Genomic DNA, 16671 nt, shown 5'->3' with positions numbered 1-16671 from the left:
CGGGTGGGGCGATCCTCCATCGAAATCCCTGGAGCGCTGGCTCGCACGATCTGCGCTTGCCGCGCCACTGCGCGATTCGCGTGCCATGCGGGGCGGCCCCTAACCCGAACGGACGGTGCTGCAGGCGCTGGCGCATGGTGGATGTCGGACGAATCCGACATGGCATTCAGTGACGGGAGGGTCGCCATTTACGCACGCCGGGCATAGGATCGAATCATCACAAGAAGCGATGGGAGGGCGCCATGGAGACCGACAAGATTCAGGTGGCGCATCCGTGGTGGCAGCCTGGGGTCTTTGCATCGGCCCCGGCGATTTTCCTGTGGATCTGTGCCCAACTGCCTGCCGACATGCTCGGCGAAATTTTTCATGCGGGCACCTCGCCCGACTCGCTCGCGCATGTGGGCGATACGCTGTTCGTGATCGGCTGGACGGCCAGCGGCGCGCTGATGTGGCATGGCCGGCGGCACGTTGCGCATGACGCTGAGGTGACGGCGCCAGCGGCGACAGAAGCGGGTTCCGTATCGGAGCCGGTAGCGCATCCGCATGGTCTGGCCGGTTTGCGCCAAAGCATGGCCCGTCGCCTGGAGCGCATACGGCATCCGATCCCGTTGCACTGACACGGGTCTGTCGCAAATAAAAACGGCCGGAGTGATCCGGCCTTTTCGTTGGGCGTCTTCAGGAGGTGCTGCCCGGGATGATCTCGTTTGCTTCGTCGTCGGGTGTGGCAGCGGCAGAGGCATCGCCGGGTTGTTCGCCTTGCGCTTCCTGCCACTTGCGGTAGCCCCACCATGCCGCCCCGGCCACCAGCCCCACTTTGCCGAGCCGGCGTGTCATGCGGCCGACCACGGTACGGCGCAGGCCGGCATAGGCCAGCGAGAGTGCCGTACCGACCAGCGGGTACTCACGTGCAATGCCCAGCGCGCGCATCAGGCTGTTCGGGCGGGCCAATGGGCGGATCAGGCTCGGCAGCAGCGCGCCAAAGCCACCCAGGCTGAAGGTGCGGCTGGTGGCACGACTCACGTCGTTGCGAGCTTGCGCGTAGTCATAGCGCTCCAGCGCGGCGCGCGTGAGCAGTAGTTCCTTGCGTACCGCCAGCGGCAGGCGGCCCTCGGCGCCACGGCGGGATGGCCGCACATGATGTCGCGCGCTGCTCGCGGGATCGTGTTCGGGCACTGGAGATGGCGTCGGTTGGGTCGGATCGGTCATCGGCGCAAGATCTCCCGGTCTTTATCGAGTTCGGCCAGCGTGGCTTCGAACAGCGGCGGCGCGTTGCGCAGCGACGTGCGCACCTTCCACAGACAGCCTGCCGCGCCCAGCGCGTAGAGCACGGCCATGACGGCCAATGCCTGCCAGCGGTAGGTGTCCCAGAACAGGATGGCGATGAGCGCCGTGAGCGTCATGATGGACAGTGCAATCAGGCTCACTGCCAGCATGCCGAGGAAGGCTGCACCGAGCAGCCGGTCTTTTTCTTCGGCCAGTTCGACGCTCGCCAGTTCGAGCCGCGTTTGCAGCATCGAGACGACCGTGCCGGCCAGTTTCTTCAGGGAGGCGAACAGCTTCGGGCTGGTGTCGTCGGTCATGAAGGTTCCGAAGGGTACGAGGCAAGGCACGTGACTGCCAATACAGCACGCGCCACGCCCATGGCGGGACCGCCAGAATGCAACTGGCCGATGGCGCGATCCACTCAAGAGCGCGCCATCGGCCAGAAAGAGGACTTCGGATTACTTGCGGTTGAGCAGCAGACCGATCAGCAAGCCCACGCCCGCTGCTACGCCCACGGCTTGCCACGGATGATCGTGAACGTAGTCATCGGTGGCGCGTGCAGCCGCCTTGCTCTTGTGGACGACAGCATCTTGCAGGTCCTGCGCCTTTTCCTTGGCTTGGCGCAGCATGCCCATGCCGCGCTCACGCAGCTCGGCGGCTTTTTCGCCGCTGGAGGAGGCAGCTTGTTTGAGCAGGGTTTCGGCGTCGGACAGAACGGTCTTCACGTCGGTCATCAGTTTCTCCTTATTGACGGATTCGGCCAGGTTGGGGGAGGTGTTCGTCATGGTCGGGTCCTTGGTATTGGGGTGGTTCAATCGTCAATCTGTCGACGCGCTTATTCGCTAGCATATGTGTGGGCGTTGCGAAACTTCAAGCGCTCATGTCGCGCACGCTGCGATGGATCAAGGCCCCGGTCATTGTCCGGCAATGTGCGCGTGCCTTCCACCGTTCTGCCAGCAATTGCCGCGCCAAATGACAAAAAGTGATGTTGTTGTGAATTTATAGTCGTTTTGGTTGGATGGCAATCTGGCTATAGTGGTTCCCAACCAGTGCATGGAGGACACGATGTCTTTACGTTTGGGCGATATCGCCCCCGATTTCGAGCAGGATTCGAGCGAAGGCCGCATCAAGTTTCATGAATGGCTGGGTAACAGCTGGGGCGTGCTGTTTTCGCACCCGGCCGACTACACGCCGGTGTGCACCACGGAACTGGGCCTGACCGCCAAGCTCAAGGAAGAATTTGCCAAGCGCAATGTCAAGGCGATCGCCTTGTCGGTGGATTCGGTCGAGTCGCACAAGGGCTGGATCAACGACATCAACGAGACGCAGAACACCACGGTCAACTTCCCGATCATTGCTGATCCGGATCGCAAGGTTTCGCAGCTGTACGACATGATTCACCCGAATGCGAGCGAGACCTTTACCGTGCGTTCGCTGTTCGTGATCGATCCGAACAAGAAGGTTCGCCTGACGATTACGTATCCGGCGTCGACGGGGCGCAACTTCAACGAGGTGCTGCGCGTCATCGATTCGCTGCAGCTGACCGAGTATCACAGCGTGGCCACGCCGGGTAACTGGCAAGACGGCGATGACGTTGTCATCGTGCCGTCGCTCAAGGATGAAGAGGTCATCAAGCAGAAATTCCCGAAGGGCTACAAGGCGTTGCGTCCGTATCTGCGCCTGACGCCGCAGCCCAATAAGTAACCGGCTCCTTGGTAGTGTGATTGCCGCCCGGCCTTCGTGCCGGGCGTTTTTTGCGTTTGAACCTGTCCATGATCCTACTGCGCGGCCCGATCTTGGCCCTGCGATGCTCGCCGTACCCACGTACGGCTGCGCTTCTCGGACCAACCTCGGGCCGCTCGCTACGGATCCTGAACAGGTTCTAAGCGCAAAACAAAACCGGCCAGCCCTTGCGGGTCTGGCCGGTTTGTCTTTTATGGAGACGGCTCAGCGCGCGATCAGATCGCCCAGCCGCCGGCGTAGAACGCGACCAGCGCCACAGCGATGCCCACGGTACCGACGTTCAGCTTGCGCCATTCGCCGGCCACCAGGCGGCCGATCACCAGCGTTGCGAAGCCGAGCATGATGCCGGTGACGATGTTGCAGGTCAGCACGATGAACACGGCGCAAACTAGGCCAGCCAGCGCGTCGACCATGTCGTCCATGTGCAGCTTGCTCACGCTCGACAGCATCAGCAGACCGACGTACATCAGCGCAGGGGCCGTTGCATATGACGGCACCAGGCCAGCCAGCGGCGAGAAGAACATCACCGCCAGGAACAGCACGCCGACCACGACAGCCGTCAGGCCCGTCTTGCCGCCGGCAGCCACGCCCACCGTCGACTCGATGTAGGCCGCAGCCGGCGCCCCACCGAAGAACGCTGAGAAGATCGAGCTGATCGAATCGGCCGTCAGGGCGCGACCACCGTTGATGATCTGGCCCTTGTCGTTGAGCAGGCCAGCTTGGCCGGCCACGGCGCGGATCGTGCCGGTGGCATCGAACACCGCGGTCATCACCAGTGCCAGCACGGCGGGCAGCACAGTTGCGGAGAGCGCACCGCGAATATCCATCGCGCCGATCAGCGAGGCATGGCCCGGCGAGCTGAGCGACGGCAGGGCAAACACACCCGTGAACTTCACGGCCGGGTCAAAGATCAGGCCCAGCGCCGAGATGGCGATGATCACGATCAGGATGCCGCCCGGTACACGACGACGCTCCATACCGAAGATGGCTGCCAGGCCCAGCACCGACATCATCACCGGGAAGGCGGTGACATGACCCAGCGCAACGGGCAGGCCGGCACCGGCGTTCTTGACCACCAGACCCACGTCGTTGGACGCGATCAGCAGCAGGAACAGGCCGATACCGATACCGGTGCCGTGCGCCACGCCCGAGGGCAGGTTGCGCAGGATCCACGAGCGCACGCCCGTGGCCGAAATGGCGGTGAAGACAACCCCCATGAGGAAGACCGCGCCCAGCGCCACTTCCGGCGTGAGCTTCTGGCCCAGCACCAAGCCGAAGGCCATGAAGGCAGTGAGCGAAATCGCGCAGCCGATAGCGATCGGCAGCTTGGCCCACAGGCCCATCAGCAGTGAGCCGAAGGCCGTGGTCAGACACACTGCAACGAAGACGGCGCTGCTATCGAAGCCTGCCTTGCCCAGCATGCCGGGCACGACAAACACGGCGTAGACCATTGCCATGAAGGTGGTGATGCCAGCCACGACCTCGCGCTTCTGGGTGCTGCCGCGTGCAGAAATCTGGAAATAGCGATCAACATGATCTTGGGTAGGCGCATCCGCGATGCCAGCGGCGCCAAGTTCCGTCGTCGACGGAATGGACTGTTCAGCCATGGTGGGTTGTCTCCTGGCAGAGCTCCGCGCTGTCCGGTTTCTCTGAACCGTCAACGTGAGGCGCCCTGTTCTGGTTTTGGTTCGGCTCGGGTGCCTGCGTACGCGCGCTGGCATTCTCCAGACCGTTGTCTCGCGATTGGTTTTGTCGCGTGGCGCTGCAATCTACGGATGGATCGCGCGCACGTTTTATCGGTGTGAGGGCGGTGCCAGTGATTCGATCCGCTGGCACTTGGAGCGAAGCATAGACGGGGGCCCACGGCCGATTCATGCGGCGAGACGTATCCCGATCATTTGCAAATTTGTATAACGCTGGGGAGACCACGGGGGGAGAGAACGACAGTGCCCAGGACGGGCGAGAGAATGCGGCGGCGGGTGTGGCGAGTCGTGCACGAGTGTGCACCAACCCGCCAAAAAACGCAAAGCGCAATCGGAGGTAAACCCGATCAGAAGAACGCTTGAATACCCGTTTGTGCGCGACCCAGGATCAGCGCATGGATGTCGTGCGTGCCTTCGTACGTATTCACCACTTCCAGATTCACCACGTGGCGGATCACACCGAATTCATCGGAGATGCCGTTGCCGCCCAGCATGTCGCGCGCCACACGGGCAATGTCGAGCGACTTGCCGCACGAGTTGCGCTTCATGATCGAGGTGATTTCCACTGCGGCCGTGCCTTCGTCCTTCATGCGGCCCAGACGCAGGCAGCCTTGCAGGCCGAGCGTGATTTCGGTCTGCATGTCGGCCAGCTTCTTCTGCACGAGCTGGTTGGCGGCGAGCGGGCGGCCGAACTGCTTGCGGTCCAGCACATACTGGCGCGCGCGGTGCCAGCAGTCTTCCGCCGCACCGAGTGCGCCCCACGCGATGCCATAGCGCGCCGAGTTCAGGCAGGTGAACGGGCCCTTCAGGCCGCGTACGCCGGGCATCAGGTTCTCTTCCGGCACGAACACTTCGTCCAGCACGATCTCGCCGGTGATGGAGGTGCGCAGGCCGACCTTGCCGTGAATGGCGGGCGCGCTCAGGCCCTTCCAGCCCTTCTCCAGGATGAAGCCGCGGATTTCGTCCTCGCCGTTGTCATTCGGCAGCTTGCCCCACACGACAAACACATCGGCGATGGGCGAGTTGGTGATCCACATCTTCGCGCCCGACAGCGAGTAGCCGCCGTCGACCTTCTTGGCGCGCGTGATCATGGACGCCGGGTCGGAGCCGTGGTTGGGCTCGGTCAGGCCGAAGCAGCCGATCCATTCACCGGTGGCCAGCTTGGGCAGGTATTTCTGCTTCTGCGCCTCGCTGCCGAATTCGAAGATCGGCACCATCACCAGCGACGACTGCACGCTCATCATCGAGCGGTAGCCCGAGTCCACACGCTCCACCTCACGCGCAATCAGGCCGTAGCTGACGTAGTTCAGACCGGGGCCGCCGTACTGCTCGGGAATCGTCGGGCCCAGCAGGCCCAATTCGCCCATCTCGCGGAAGATCGACGCATCGGTCTTCTCATGCCGGAACGACTCCAGCACGCGCGGCAGCAGCTTGTCCTGGCAGTATGACGCGGCAGCGTCGCGCACCATGCGCTCGTCGTCGGTCAGTTGTTGGTCGAGCAGCAGGGGATCGGCCCAGTTGAAGGCATTGCGAGCAGTCACAGCAGTAGTCTCCGAGTCATTGTTGTTCCGACATGCGGAACACAGTTTCGAAATTTAGAGCTATGATAGCGCAACCGATGACGATTTCCAGGCCTTTTTTGCCATGAGCATCACACGTCTCCCCGATCCCGAATTCGATACCAGCGACACCAACCGCGAAGGTGATCCGAACTTCGTCACGGCGCTCGCCCGTGGGCTGGAGCTGCTGCGTGCATTCCGCCCCGGCGACACGCTGCTCGGCAACCAGGAGTTCGTCCGCCGCACCGGTTTTCCCAAAGCGACCGTCAGCCGATTGGCGGGCACGCTGGTCTCTCTCGGCTATCTGCGCTACGACGATGCGCTCGGCAAATACGGGTTGGATGCAGGCGTGCTGGCGCTCGGTTTTGCCTACCTGGCATCGAGCGACGTGGTGCAGCTCGCGCGACCGCACATGAGCGCGTTTGCGCAGCGTTTTGGCGTATCGATCTCGCTGGGCAAGCGTGACCGTCTGGACATGGTTTATCTGGAAACGATTCGCCACGACAGCCCGTCGATGAGCGGTTCGGCGGGGTTGGGCGTGGGTTCGCGGCTGTCGCTGCTGTCGAGCTCGATGGGGCGGGCGTATCTGGCGTCGCTATCTCCAGCAAAGCGTGAGCGCCTGTACGAGGCACTGCGCACGCAACAGCCCGCGCAGTGGGCGGCAGAAGGTGCGGCAGCAGACGATGCAGTGAAGGCCGGCGTGCGCGACGGCTATGCCGTATCGCTACGCGACTGGCATCCGGCCATCCACGCGTGTGCGGTGGCGTTCTTCGTGCCAAGCCAGCGCGAACCGTATGTGGTGAGCTGCAGCGCGCCGTACGCGTCGGCTGATGCAGAGCGCATCCGCGACGAGCTGGCGCCTGCGCTGCGAGAGTTTGCAGCGCGGCTGGGCCAGGTCGCCGAGCCCGCCATGTAGCCTCGCGCTCTCTACCAGAGAACGCTTCAGCGACAGCACCCGCGCTTCGATGGTTTGGCCGTTTGAGCCCTTGATGGCGCCTTGAATTTCTGTTGCAAGGAGGAAAAGGAAGGGAAACTGTCTGAGCGCAGCGAGTTTTTCCCTTCCCCTCCTTGCGACATAAATTCAAGGAGGGGGTCGCCATCTCGGGCGCGCCTTTCTTTGCTTACTTTCTTTGGCAAGACAAAGAAAGTGAGTCAGCCCCGGCAGGGGATGAAACAGGGGGTCGACCAACAGCAAAAATCAAAGATCCGTCCGCAGCTTCCAAAGCTCCGGAAACAACACCACATCCAGCATCTTGCGCAGATAGCCAACGCCTTCGGTACCGCCGGTACCACGTTTGAAGCCAATCACCCGCTCAACCGTAGTCACATGCCGGAAGCGCCACTGCCGGAACGCATCTTCCAGATCGACGAATTTCTCGGCCAGTTCGTACAGCTCCCAGTGGTGCGTCGGGTCACGATAGACCTCCAGCCAAGCAGCTTCGACGGATGCGTTGTACGTGACCGGCCGTGACCAATCACGCTCAATGCAATCCGCATCAAACGCAAAGCCATGGCGTGCCATGTAGCGCACCGCCTCGTCATACAGCGACGGCGTCTCCAGCGCAGCCTTAACCTGCTCGTAATGCTCCGGCCGATGCGCATGCGGCTTGAGCATCGCCGCATTCTTGTTGCCGAGAATGAACTCGATCTCGCGATACTGATACGACTGAAAGCCCGACGACTGCCCCAGGTGCGGACGCATGGCCGAGTACTCCGGCGGCGTCATCGTGGCGAGCACGTTCCACGCCTGCACAAGCTGATCCATGATGCGCGACACGCGCGCCAGCATCTTGAACGCGGGCGGCAGGTTGTCGTTGCGCACGCAGTCACGCGCGGCACGCAGTTCATGCAGCATCAGCTTCATCCACAGCTCGGTGGTCTGGTGCTGCACGATGAACAGCATCTCGTTGTGATCCGGCGAACGCGGGTGCTGCGCGTTCAGGATCTGGTCGAGCGCGAGGTAGTCGCCATAACTCATCGACTTCGAGAAATCGAGCTGCGCGTTGTGCCAGCCTTCGCCTTCGTTGCCCTGTGCCGCGTGCATGGGGCAGCCCGATGCCACGGGCTTGATCGGTTCAATCGGATTCGACATCTCAGGTCACCAGCGTACGTTCGTTGAATTGGGCCGATTGCCACGCGCCGGTTTCCAGCACGTCGCGCAGGATTTCCACGGCGTCCCACACATCGGCAAAGCTCGTGTACAGCGGCGTAAAGCCGAAGCGCATGATCTGTGGCTCGCGGTAGTCGCCGATCACGCCGCGTGCGATCAGCGCCTGCACTACGGCATAGCCGTTCGGGTGCTCGTAGCTGACGTGGCTGCCACGGATGGCGTGGTCACGCGGCGTAGCTAGCGTGAGCGGGAAGCCCGCGCATCGCGTTTCCACCAGCGTGATGAAGAGGTCGGTCAGCGCGAGCGATTTGGTGCGCAGCGCGGCCATCGAGGTCTGCGCGAAGATGTCGAGCCCGCATTCGACCATCGCCATCGACGTGATCGGTTGCGTGCCGCACAGGAAGCGGCCGATGCCGGCATCCGCGTCGTAGCGCGACTCCATCGCGAACGGCCGCGCATGGCCCCACCAGCCCGACAGTGGCTGCCAGAAGCGATCACGCAGAGCCGGTGCGACCCACACAAAGGCCGGCGAACCCGGGCCACCGTTCAGATATTTGTAGGTGCAGCCGATGGCGTAATCCGCCCCGCCTGCGTGTAGGTCCACCGGCACCGCGCCGGCCGAGTGCGCCAGATCCCAGATCGCCAGCGCGCCATGCTTGTGCGCCAGCGCAGAGACGGCCGCCATGTCGTACATGTGCCCGCTCTTGTAGTTGACGTGCGTGAGCATGGTGATGGCTACATCGTCGCCCAGCGCGCCTTCCAGCTCGTCCGGCGAATTGATCAGGCGCAGCTTGTAGCCGTCGCGCAGCAGATCGGCCAGGCCTTCTGCGATGTACAGGTCGGTCGGGAAGTTGTGCGTTTCCGAGACAATGATCTTGCGATTCGGCGCGTCTTCCCGCTGCACGCGGATTGCGGCGGCCAGCACCTTGAACAGGTTGATCGACGTGGTGTCGGTGACGACCACTTCGTCTTCACGTGCGCCGATCAGCGGGGCGAGCTTGTTGCCCAGGCGGCGCGGCAGTTCGAACCAGCCAGCCGAATTCCAGCTGCGGATCAGACCGTCGCCCCATTCACTGGCGACGACTTCCTGCGCGCGGGCCAGCGCGGCTTTCGGGCGGGCGCCCAGCGAATTACCGTCCAGGTAGATCACGCCGTCGGGCAGCGCAAAGGCATCGCGCAGTGGGGAGATCGGGTCGGCCGCGTCGCGTTCGAGGCAGGAGTTGCGGGTCAAAGTCATGGTGAGCGTGGGGCGTTGAATTCGTTTTGAGGATTAGGGGAGGCGGCGCAGCACGGCGCGCACCGGGCTCGCATCAAGCGTGGCGAACTTGAGCGGTAGGGCGATCAGTTCGTAGTCACCGGCGGGCACTTCGTCGAGCACCAGCCCTTCGAGAATGGCCAGGCCGTGTTTGCCGACGGCGTGGTGCGCGTCCATGGTCTTGGAGGTCTGCGGGTCGAGCGAGGCGGTGTCGACGCCGATCAGCTTGACGCCGTGCTTGGCCAGCAACTCGATGGTTTCGGGCGCGACGGCGGCAAAGTTGTCGTCCCACGTGGTCTGCGGCATGTGCGCATACGTGCGCAGCAGCACGCGCGGTGGCGTGCCAGTCAACGCATCACGCACGTGTTCCGGCTCAACGCGCGCCACGCCTACACAGTGAATGACGCGGCATGGGCCGAGATAAGCGTCCAGCGGCACCTGCCCGATGGCAGCGCCGTCCGCGTGATAGTGCAGCGGCGCATCAGCATGCGCGCCCGTGTGCGGCGATAGTGTGATGCGCCCGACGTTGACTGGGCAGTCACCTTCGAGCTTCCACGCAATTTCCTGCGAAAACGGCGTGTCGCCGGGCCAGGTGGGCGTGGCGGTCGAGAGGGCGGGGCTGATGTCCCACAAAGTGCGTTCCAAGGCGGCTCCAGGGCAGAAAACTCGGTGAATCCGTGCCGAAATGATAGGGAAATCCGCGCGCAATGGGTTTGCATATTCGTGCGTGCCGTTCTACGGAATTCGCATAAAATTCAATAGACCAACGAAATCACGCAAAGAACCACGACAGATGCAACTCGACACCACAGATCTGCGCATTCTCCAGGTGTTGCAGGAGGATGGCCGCATTAGCAACCAGGACTTGGCCGAGCGCGTGGCGCTGTCGCCGTCGGCGTGCCTGCGGCGCGTGCGGATGCTGGAAGAGGGCGGCGCCATCACCGGTTACCGGGCGCAACTCGGCCGGGCGGCGCTGGGGCTGGAGCTGGAGGCCATCGTGCAGGTATCGATGCGGCAGGACGTGACCGGCTGGCACGAGACCTTCATGGCCGCCGTGCAGAGCTGGCCCGAGATCGTGGCTGCCTACATCATCACCGGGGATTGCAACTACATCCTGCGCGTGCAGGCGCCCACGCTGCAGCACTATTCGGAGTTCATCATCGAGCGGCTGTACAAGACGCCGGGCGTGATGGACATCCGCTCGAACATCGTCCTGCGTACGATCAAAGACCGGGAAGGCGGGCTGGCGCTGCTGATGGAGTCACGCGGTGTGCGGCCGCTGGAGAGTGGGGTGGGCGCCGGCAAGCGCCCGAAGGGTGGCTAGCCGCCGATCGCCGTGAGCGACGAAAACGCGCCGCGATGGAATACCAGCGGGGCGCCATCTGGATCGACCACGCCACAGCGCTCGACCTCGCCAACGAAGATGACGTGGTCGCCTTCGTCGTAGCGGCTGCGGTTATGGCATTCGAACCACGCCAGGGATTGCGCGAGGATCGGCAGGCCGGTCGGGCTGAGGGTGTAATCGACGTTGGCAAAGCGGTCGCCCTTGAGCGTGGCGAAGCGCTTGCACAATTCCAGCTGGTCGGCCGACAGGATATTGATGACGTAGTGCGAGCCGGCGTGAAACAGCGGGAATGAGTTCGCCTGCGTGCCGAGGCTCCAGAGCACCAGGGGCGGGTCCAGCGACACCGAGTTGAACGAACTGGCCGTCACGCCGACGAACGCCGGCTTGCCATGACCACCTTCCGCGCGCGTGGTGACCACGGTCACGCCGGTGGCAAACTGGGATAGCGCGCGCCGGAAATGCGCAGCATCAAAATCAGGCGGGGCGGCGCTGCGCTGTTGACGTTGATGTGCCGACGGCTTGCGCGCAGAAGATTCGCTGTCGCGCGCGTCCATGGGAATGGCTCCGTGTTGATCCATGCAAACGACCGAAAGTAATGCCCCAATTGTAACGGACGGCCGATAGGGCCGCCCGCGGGTAGGGCTTTGCATGGCACAAGGCGCACATGTCAGGATGTGCCTCGTCGGCCGACCAATGGCAGAGGGGCGATTTGGCGGGGCCAGTACGCCAACGCTTCCGTTGCCGTGGGCGGCCGGATGAAAAACGGACGCGATATCAACACGTCATATTTTTGGGCGGAACGATTTGCGGGCAGCCTTGGCAAATGCAATTGCGCTGCCGCTTTTCCGCGTGCGGGGCTTCAATCTCACTCAGGAATGACAGGTGCGGCACTCACCGCTGCATCTCAATCGCCTTCGGAACATTGCACTGATGATTTCAAGAAAAAATAAGGTCTTCATCCTGATGGCGGGCATGCTGGTGGCAGGTGCCAATGCGTACGCCTTCAACGGCAAGTGGCTGCAGCAAGCAACCCAGCGCGAAGAGGAGGCGCTCAATGCCAGAATTGGCGTTGCCGTCATCGACAAAGAATCCGGCATGACCTGGAGCTATCGCGGCGATGAGGCTTTTCCGATCAACAGCACGCACAAGGCCTATCTCTGCGCAGCGTTGCTTGAAAAGGTCGATCAGAAACAGCTCGCGTTGAGTGATCGAACGACCCTCTCCAAGCGTGATTTGGTGGCCTACTCGCCGATTACCGAAACGTTACTGCCGCCACAGACGGCCTCCAACGCACAACTGTGCGAAGCCGCTGTGAGCTACAGCGACAACACCGCAGCAAACAAGGTGCTGGAGACGATCGGCGGCGTGGAAGGTTTCAACGGGTTCATGCGATCGATTGGCGACCAGAAAACACGCCTGGATCGGAAGGAGCCCGAGCTGAATGAGGGCACGCCAGGAGACCCGCGGGACACCACAACGCCGGTGGCGGCCGTTCGCAGCCTGGATCAGATTTTCTTTAGCGACCATCTATCCAGAAGCTCAAAATCTGAGCTGAAGACTTGGATGGTCAATGACAAGGTCGCTGCGGATCTGCTGAGGAAATCGTTGCCGGCCGGTTGGGACATTGCCGACAAGACCGGGGCAGGTGGCTATGGGTCCCGCTCAATCGTGGCCGTCGTCTACCCGCGCGGCAAGAAGCCGCTGCTGGTTTCGATCTACATCACCCAGACGAAGGCGACCCTTGGTGAGAGCAATGCGGCCATCGCCAGGATGGGGGCCATCCTGTTCAAGAGCATGCAGTAAGTCGAAAGGCCAACCCTTGTGGCGGGTCTTTCTGCCCAAAAATTGGAAGCAGACTCAGGAGAAAAACCTTGGAAAACCAACAAGACCGTCAACTTGAAACCGCCGTGTTGGGCGGCGGCTGCTTCTGGTGCCTAGAAGCCGTGTTCCAGCAGGTGCAGGGTGTACGCAGCGTCGTGTCAGGCTATGCCGGCGGCCACGTCGATCATCCCAGTTACCGTGCCGTGTGCAACGGCAACACGGGCCATGCCGAAGTGGTGGCCGTGCAGTTCGATCCTGCCGTGATTCCGTATCGCGAGATTCTCGACATCTTCTTTGCCATCCACGACCCGACCACGCCGGATCGGCAGGGCAACGATGTGGGGCCGCAGTACCGCTCGGCCATCTTTGCGCAATCGCCCGAGCAGTTGGCGACGGCGCGCAAGGCCATTGACGAGATTGGCGCCAGCGACATCTTCGAAGCGCCCATCGTGACGGAACTGGTGGATGCCGCCGACGGCAAGGTGACCTTCTGGCGCGCGGAAGACGAGCACCAGAACTACTTCCGTGATCACCCGGCGCAGGGCTACTGCGCGTTTGTCATCTCGCCCAAGGTGGCGAAGTTCCGCAAGCAGTTCGCGCACCGCTTGCAAGGGTAAGGAGCGGCCGGGCTACGCAGCGTCTGCCGGCAGGCGCGCGGCGATGGCTTCGGCCAGTTTTATGCATGAGAGCGGGGACGATCCCTCGGCCTTGTTGCTGACCAGGATCGTCACCCTGCGCCCGGCGGCCAGCGCGGCCACCGCCATGTCGGCGAGTGTTTCGCGCGAGAACGGGTCTTCATCGACGAGCTTGTCGAACGGCTTGTACGCCGCTTCGGCTTGCGCATAGCGGTAGCGGCTGTTCAGGTTCCAGCGCACCACCAGCGGGCCGCCCGCACCCTCATCCAACAACGCCACGGCGGCGGCTTGCCGGTCGGCCGCCGGCATGCGCTCGTGCAGGCCCACGCAGTAGCGCACGCCGGCCGCGCGCAGCATCTTGATGAAGCGTGGCGTGAGCAGCGTGGCGTCGCGCAATTCCACCGCATAGACGGCATCCGGATTGAGCTGCGGATCGAGCGGCGGCAGCGCGGTCAGAAACGCGTCGAGCCGCTCCACAAAACCGGTGGCGTCTTCAGCCAACGCGCCCAGTGGCGAGAGCTGGAACACCAGCGGCCCGCACCGCACGCCAAGCCCACGCGTGGCCGGATCGACAAAATCGCGGATCGCAAATTCTGCGTTCAAGAACGCGGGGTTGGCCATGCGGCCGCGTCCGTCCGATTCGCGAATCCATGCATCGCATACGGCGGACGTGGCCTTGACGGCAAAGCGGAAATCTTCCGGCACGCTGGCCGCGTAGGCCACGTAGTCCGCCAACGGAATCGGCGAATAGAAGCCTCGGTCAATGCTGACCGTGCGCAGCAGCGGATGCTGTGCGTAGGCCGACAGCCCTTTGCGCGCGAGCATCGAATCCGAATACTCGCCCGCATACACCAGCCCATTCCACCCTGGGTACGACCACGACGACGTGCCAATGCGTAACCCATGCAGCCCACGCAGCAGGCGCTGCGCAAGCGCCACCACCTCAGGTGAAACCGTGGCCGGCTGCACACCCTGGCGGGTGGCGGAGCGCTTGGGTTTGGCAGGTGGTTTGGCGGCCGCGTCGTCGCTGGGGGCGGGCGGTGCGCCAAACAGGTCGTCGATAGGCGGGGTGCTGGTCAAATGGTCACGCGTAGATAAAGCGGCGCGACCACGGGATCGATGTCGCCGACTGGCCGGCCTTCTGCAGCACGGTCTGGAAGATCGAGATCTCGTCGGCGTCAAAGGCATGTGCGCAGCCGGCCAGGTAGACGCGCCAGATGCGGTACTTCTTCTCGCCGACCATCGCGCGGATGGTGTCGCCGTTGGCCTCGAAGCGCTCGGCCCAGTGCTCAAGCGTGCGCGCATAGTGGCGGCGCAGGCTTTCGACGTCAAGCGCTTCCAAGCCACCGTCCTGCGCGGCGGAGAGCGCCAGCGAGATATGCGGCAGTTCGCCCTGCGGGAAGACGTAGCGATCGATGAAATCGCCGCCACCCATCGCGGCCTCGCCGCCGTCGGGGTCGGTGGAGGTGATGCCGTGGTTCATGGCGACACCGCCATCGGCCAGCAGGTTGTGGATGCGGCGGAAGTACCCCGGCAGGTTCTTGCGCCCGACGTGCTCGAACATGCCGACGCTGGTGATGCGGTCGAACTGGCCGGCGAGGTCGCGGTAGTCCTGGATGCGGATTTCGATCTGGTCCTGCAGCCCGGCGGCGCGCACGCGTTCGGTGGCGAGGTCGTACTGGTTCTGCGACAGTGTCACGCCCAGACAGCGCGCGCCGTACTTCTGCGCCGCGCGCAGCACCAGCGCCCCCCAGCCGCAGCCGATGTCGAGCAGCGTTTGCCCAGGCTGCAAGCGGATTTTGGTGAGGATGTGGTCGATCTTCTTGAGCTGCGCTTCGTCGAGTGTTTCGTCGCCGTTCTCGAAGTAGGCGCAGGAGTAGACCATGTTCTGGTCCAGCCACAGCTGGTAGAAGTCGTTGGAGACGTCGTAGTGGTACTGGATCGATTCCTTGTCGCCTTCCTTCGTGTGCGCGAAGTGGCGTACCACGCGAGCCAGCGCGTTGCCGCTCTTGGCGGCCGCCGCGGAGGCCAGGCCGTAGCTCACGTTGATGATGTCGGCCAGTTTGCCTTCCAGGTCGATCTTCTCCTGGACGTAGGCCTCACCGAGGTTGTTAAGCGTGGGGGACAGCAGCAGCGGCAGGGCGCTGGCTTCGCGCACGGTGAGCGTGACGCGCGGTTGGTCGAAGCGGCCGAGTTCGTACTGGTCGCCGTTCCATAGGCGCAGGCGCACCGGGAGGTTGGCAGATTCGCGGATCTCCTTGATCCATTGCTCGAGCTTGCGGTCAATCGCCTGTTGAAAAAACATGTCGAGGCCTCCCAGATGTGCACAGATTCGGGGCGGCCATCGGATTGCCGCCCGAACGGATCACAACGCATCACATTAGCTTACGACAAACTTTTCCATGCTGCTGTGCGGGTCTTAGGGGCGGCGCGAGGCCCTATCCACGTGGCAGCAAGCGCCGTGCCGGGATGACGCGGCGCGCAATAACCCATTGCGCGTGGGGCTCCATTCGGGCCATACCCAATCAGGGGGCCAGGCGGGCGATCTTCCAGGTGCCGTCGGCTTGCTTGCGATATTCCAGCCGGTCATGCAGGCGAGACGGACGGCCTTGCCAGAACTCCAGGCACGCGGGCAGCAGGCGGTAACCGCCCCAGTGCGGCGGGCGCGGCGGTGCATCGCCAAAGCGTTCGCGGTATTCGGCTTCGCGTGCCTCCAGCGTGGCGCGGTCGGGCACTTCGCTGCTTTGCTCCGATGCCCAAGCACCCAGGCGCGAGCCCAGCGGGCGCGAGTGGTAGTAGGCATCGCTCTCGGCTTCCGACACTTTCTCGACGATGCCCTGGATGCGCACCTGGCGCTCCAGCCCAATCCAGTGGAACAGCAGCGCCGCGTGCGGGTTGGCGGCCAGTTCCTCGCCCTTGTGGCTGGCGTAGTTGGTGAAGAAGGTGAAGCCGCGCTCGTCCAGGTTCTTGAGCAGGACGATGCGCGCCGACGGCTGGCCGTGCGCGTCGACCGTGGCGAGCGACATGGCGTTGACCTCGGCCACTTCGGCCTTGAGTGCTTCGTCAAACCAGCGGCGGAACTGGCGCAGGGGGTTGGCGTCGACGTCGGCAATGTCGAGCGAGGCGCGGGCGTATTCGGTGCGGATATCGGCGATGGAAGTCATGGTGCAAGGGGAAGCGGCATGCGAACGGGCCGAGTATAGACAAACACGGCCGACCGCCGTTTGCGCATACGCA

The 16671-nt window shown here is 63.3% G+C and carries 18 protein-coding genes; 6 read left to right on the top strand and 12 right to left on the bottom strand.

The genetic code is table 11. The annotated features are described in order from the left end of the window. Positions 1-242 precede the first annotated feature (242 nt). Positions 243-617 (top strand): hypothetical protein, encoded by a 375-nt coding sequence (locus C404_RS44175; RefSeq protein ID WP_021195218.1) that lies wholly within the window; start codon positions 243-245, stop codon positions 615-617. 58 nt (positions 618-675) lie between these two features. Here the strand turns inward: C404_RS44175 and C404_RS44170 are convergent, their stop codons facing one another. From C404_RS44170 to C404_RS44160, 3 genes are all read right to left on the bottom strand, one after another. Then, positions 676-1206, bottom strand: coding sequence for a DUF3318 domain-containing protein (locus C404_RS44170; RefSeq protein ID WP_021195217.1), 531 nt, complete (start codon positions 1204-1206; stop codon positions 676-678). Next, positions 1203-1580 (bottom strand): phage holin family protein, encoded by a 378-nt coding sequence (locus C404_RS44165; RefSeq protein ID WP_021195216.1) that lies wholly within the window; start codon positions 1578-1580, stop codon positions 1203-1205. The genes C404_RS44170 and C404_RS44165 overlap by 4 nt, the downstream gene beginning before the upstream one ends. A gap of 141 nt (positions 1581-1721) precedes the next feature. After that, entirely contained in the window at positions 1722-2048 is a 327-nt protein-coding gene (locus tag C404_RS44160) for a DUF883 family protein (RefSeq protein WP_021195215.1), read from the bottom strand. Positions 2049-2328: 280 nt separating this feature from the next. Here C404_RS44160 and C404_RS44155 point away from each other — a divergent pair, with 280 nt between their 5' ends. After that, positions 2329-2967, top strand: coding sequence for a peroxiredoxin (locus C404_RS44155; protein WP_031329446.1), 639 nt, complete (start codon positions 2329-2331; stop codon positions 2965-2967). 254 nt (positions 2968-3221) lie between these two features. Here the strand turns inward: C404_RS44155 and C404_RS44150 are convergent, their stop codons facing one another. Together C404_RS44150 and C404_RS44145 are read right to left on the bottom strand one after the other, a co-directional pair. Continuing rightward, positions 3222-4613, bottom strand: coding sequence for an NCS2 family permease (locus tag C404_RS44150; protein ID WP_021195213.1), 1392 nt, complete (start codon positions 4611-4613; stop codon positions 3222-3224). A 443-nt stretch (positions 4614-5056) separates the two neighbouring features. Further along, positions 5057-6250 carry an acyl-CoA dehydrogenase gene (locus C404_RS44145; RefSeq protein WP_021195212.1) on the bottom strand — a complete coding sequence of 398 codons (1194 nt, stop codon included), beginning with the start codon at positions 6248-6250 and terminating at the stop codon, positions 5057-5059. Between the two features lie 103 nt (positions 6251-6353). Between C404_RS44145 and C404_RS44140 the strand changes: the two genes are divergently transcribed. Then, positions 6354-7184, top strand: coding sequence for an IclR family transcriptional regulator (locus C404_RS44140; protein WP_021195211.1), 831 nt, complete (start codon positions 6354-6356; stop codon positions 7182-7184). A 282-nt stretch (positions 7185-7466) separates the two neighbouring features. Here the strand turns inward: C404_RS44140 and kynA are convergent, their stop codons facing one another. From kynA to kynB, 3 genes are read right to left on the bottom strand one after another with little or no spacing between them, the layout of a single operon-like run. Continuing rightward, the gene (gene kynA / locus C404_RS44135) at positions 7467-8360 is read right to left on the bottom strand and encodes a tryptophan 2,3-dioxygenase (protein WP_021195210.1); all 894 of its coding nucleotides are present in this window, start codon (positions 8358-8360) and stop codon (positions 7467-7469) included. A 1-nt stretch (position 8361) separates the two neighbouring features. Continuing rightward, on the bottom strand, positions 8362-9615 hold the full coding sequence (kynU, locus tag C404_RS44130; RefSeq protein WP_021195209.1) for a kynureninase: 1254 nt from the start codon (positions 9613-9615) through the stop codon (positions 8362-8364). A 33-nt stretch (positions 9616-9648) separates the two neighbouring features. Beyond that, positions 9649-10278, bottom strand: a complete 630-nt coding sequence (kynB, locus tag C404_RS44125; RefSeq protein WP_021195208.1) for an arylformamidase — start codon at positions 10276-10278, stop codon at positions 9649-9651. Between the two features lie 148 nt (positions 10279-10426). On the opposite strand from kynB, the gene C404_RS44120 reads away from it, so the two are divergent. Then, positions 10427-10957, top strand: a complete 531-nt coding sequence (locus tag C404_RS44120; RefSeq protein WP_021195207.1) for an Lrp/AsnC family transcriptional regulator — start codon at positions 10427-10429, stop codon at positions 10955-10957. Here the strand turns inward: C404_RS44120 and C404_RS44115 are convergent. Then, the gene (locus tag C404_RS44115) at positions 10954-11532 is read right to left on the bottom strand and encodes a flavin reductase family protein (RefSeq protein ID WP_021195206.1); all 579 of its coding nucleotides are present in this window, start codon (positions 11530-11532) and stop codon (positions 10954-10956) included. The genes C404_RS44120 and C404_RS44115 overlap by 4 nt on opposite strands. Before the next feature lie 328 nt (positions 11533-11860). On the opposite strand from C404_RS44115, the gene bla reads away from it, so the two are divergent. Then, positions 11861-12781: a class A beta-lactamase gene (bla, locus tag C404_RS44110; RefSeq protein ID WP_198158929.1), complete on the top strand. Its 921-nt coding sequence runs from the start codon at positions 11861-11863 to the stop codon at positions 12779-12781. 68 nt (positions 12782-12849) lie between these two features. Next, positions 12850-13416, top strand: a complete 567-nt coding sequence (gene msrA / locus C404_RS44105) for a peptide-methionine (S)-S-oxide reductase MsrA (RefSeq protein WP_021195204.1) — start codon at positions 12850-12852, stop codon at positions 13414-13416. A 12-nt stretch (positions 13417-13428) separates the two neighbouring features. Here the strand turns inward: msrA and C404_RS44100 are convergent, their stop codons facing one another. The 3 genes from C404_RS44100 to pdxH all read right to left on the bottom strand — a co-directional run bounded on the left by C404_RS44100 (position 13429) and on the right by pdxH (position 16598). Further along, the gene (locus C404_RS44100) at positions 13429-14514 is read right to left on the bottom strand and encodes a DUF72 domain-containing protein (RefSeq protein ID WP_021195203.1); all 1086 of its coding nucleotides are present in this window, start codon (positions 14512-14514) and stop codon (positions 13429-13431) included. 4 nt (positions 14515-14518) lie between these two features. Then, a complete protein-coding gene (locus C404_RS44095; protein WP_021195202.1) occupies positions 14519-15739 on the bottom strand; it encodes an SAM-dependent methyltransferase in 1221 nt (406 codons plus the stop codon). A gap of 220 nt (positions 15740-15959) precedes the next feature. After that, positions 15960-16598, bottom strand: a complete 639-nt coding sequence (pdxH, locus tag C404_RS44090) for a pyridoxamine 5'-phosphate oxidase (protein WP_021195201.1) — start codon at positions 16596-16598, stop codon at positions 15960-15962. Positions 16599-16671 lie beyond the last annotated feature (73 nt).

This window comes from Ralstonia sp. AU12-08 (genome assembly GCF_000442475.1).
GTDB classification, from domain to species: domain Bacteria; phylum Pseudomonadota; class Gammaproteobacteria; order Burkholderiales; family Burkholderiaceae; genus Ralstonia; species Ralstonia insidiosa.
The sequence above is the reverse complement of the archived record's forward strand: the minus strand, read 5'-3'. Positions and strand labels throughout refer to the sequence as shown.

What these genes read in the sequence shown, in the direction of transcription:
- C404_RS44175 (WP_021195218.1), top strand. Translation starts at nt 243, where the DNA reads ATGGAGACCGACAAGATTCAGGTGGCGCATCCGTGGTGGCAGCCTGGG.
- C404_RS44170 (WP_021195217.1), bottom strand. Translation starts at nt 1,206, where the DNA reads ATGACCGATCCGACCCAACCGACGCCATCTCCAGTGCCCGAACACGAT.
- C404_RS44165 (WP_021195216.1), bottom strand. Translation starts at nt 1,580, where the DNA reads ATGACCGACGACACCAGCCCGAAGCTGTTCGCCTCCCTGAAGAAACTG.
- C404_RS44160 (WP_021195215.1), bottom strand. Translation starts at nt 2,048, where the DNA reads ATGACGAACACCTCCCCCAACCTGGCCGAATCCGTCAATAAGGAGAAA.
- C404_RS44155 (WP_031329446.1), top strand. Translation starts at nt 2,329, where the DNA reads ATGTCTTTACGTTTGGGCGATATCGCCCCCGATTTCGAGCAGGATTCG.
- C404_RS44150 (WP_021195213.1), bottom strand. Translation starts at nt 4,613, where the DNA reads ATGGCTGAACAGTCCATTCCGTCGACGACGGAACTTGGCGCCGCTGGC.
- C404_RS44140 (WP_021195211.1), top strand. Translation starts at nt 6,354, where the DNA reads ATGAGCATCACACGTCTCCCCGATCCCGAATTCGATACCAGCGACACC.
- kynA (WP_021195210.1), bottom strand. Translation starts at nt 8,360, where the DNA reads ATGTCGAATCCGATTGAACCGATCAAGCCCGTGGCATCGGGCTGCCCC.
- kynU (WP_021195209.1), bottom strand. Translation starts at nt 9,615, where the DNA reads ATGACTTTGACCCGCAACTCCTGCCTCGAACGCGACGCGGCCGACCCG.
- C404_RS44120 (WP_021195207.1), top strand. Translation starts at nt 10,427, where the DNA reads ATGCAACTCGACACCACAGATCTGCGCATTCTCCAGGTGTTGCAGGAG.
- C404_RS44115 (WP_021195206.1), bottom strand. Translation starts at nt 11,532, where the DNA reads ATGGACGCGCGCGACAGCGAATCTTCTGCGCGCAAGCCGTCGGCACAT.
- C404_RS44095 (WP_021195202.1), bottom strand. Translation starts at nt 15,739, where the DNA reads ATGTTTTTTCAACAGGCGATTGACCGCAAGCTCGAGCAATGGATCAAG.
- pdxH (WP_021195201.1), bottom strand. Translation starts at nt 16,598, where the DNA reads ATGACTTCCATCGCCGATATCCGCACCGAATACGCCCGCGCCTCGCTC.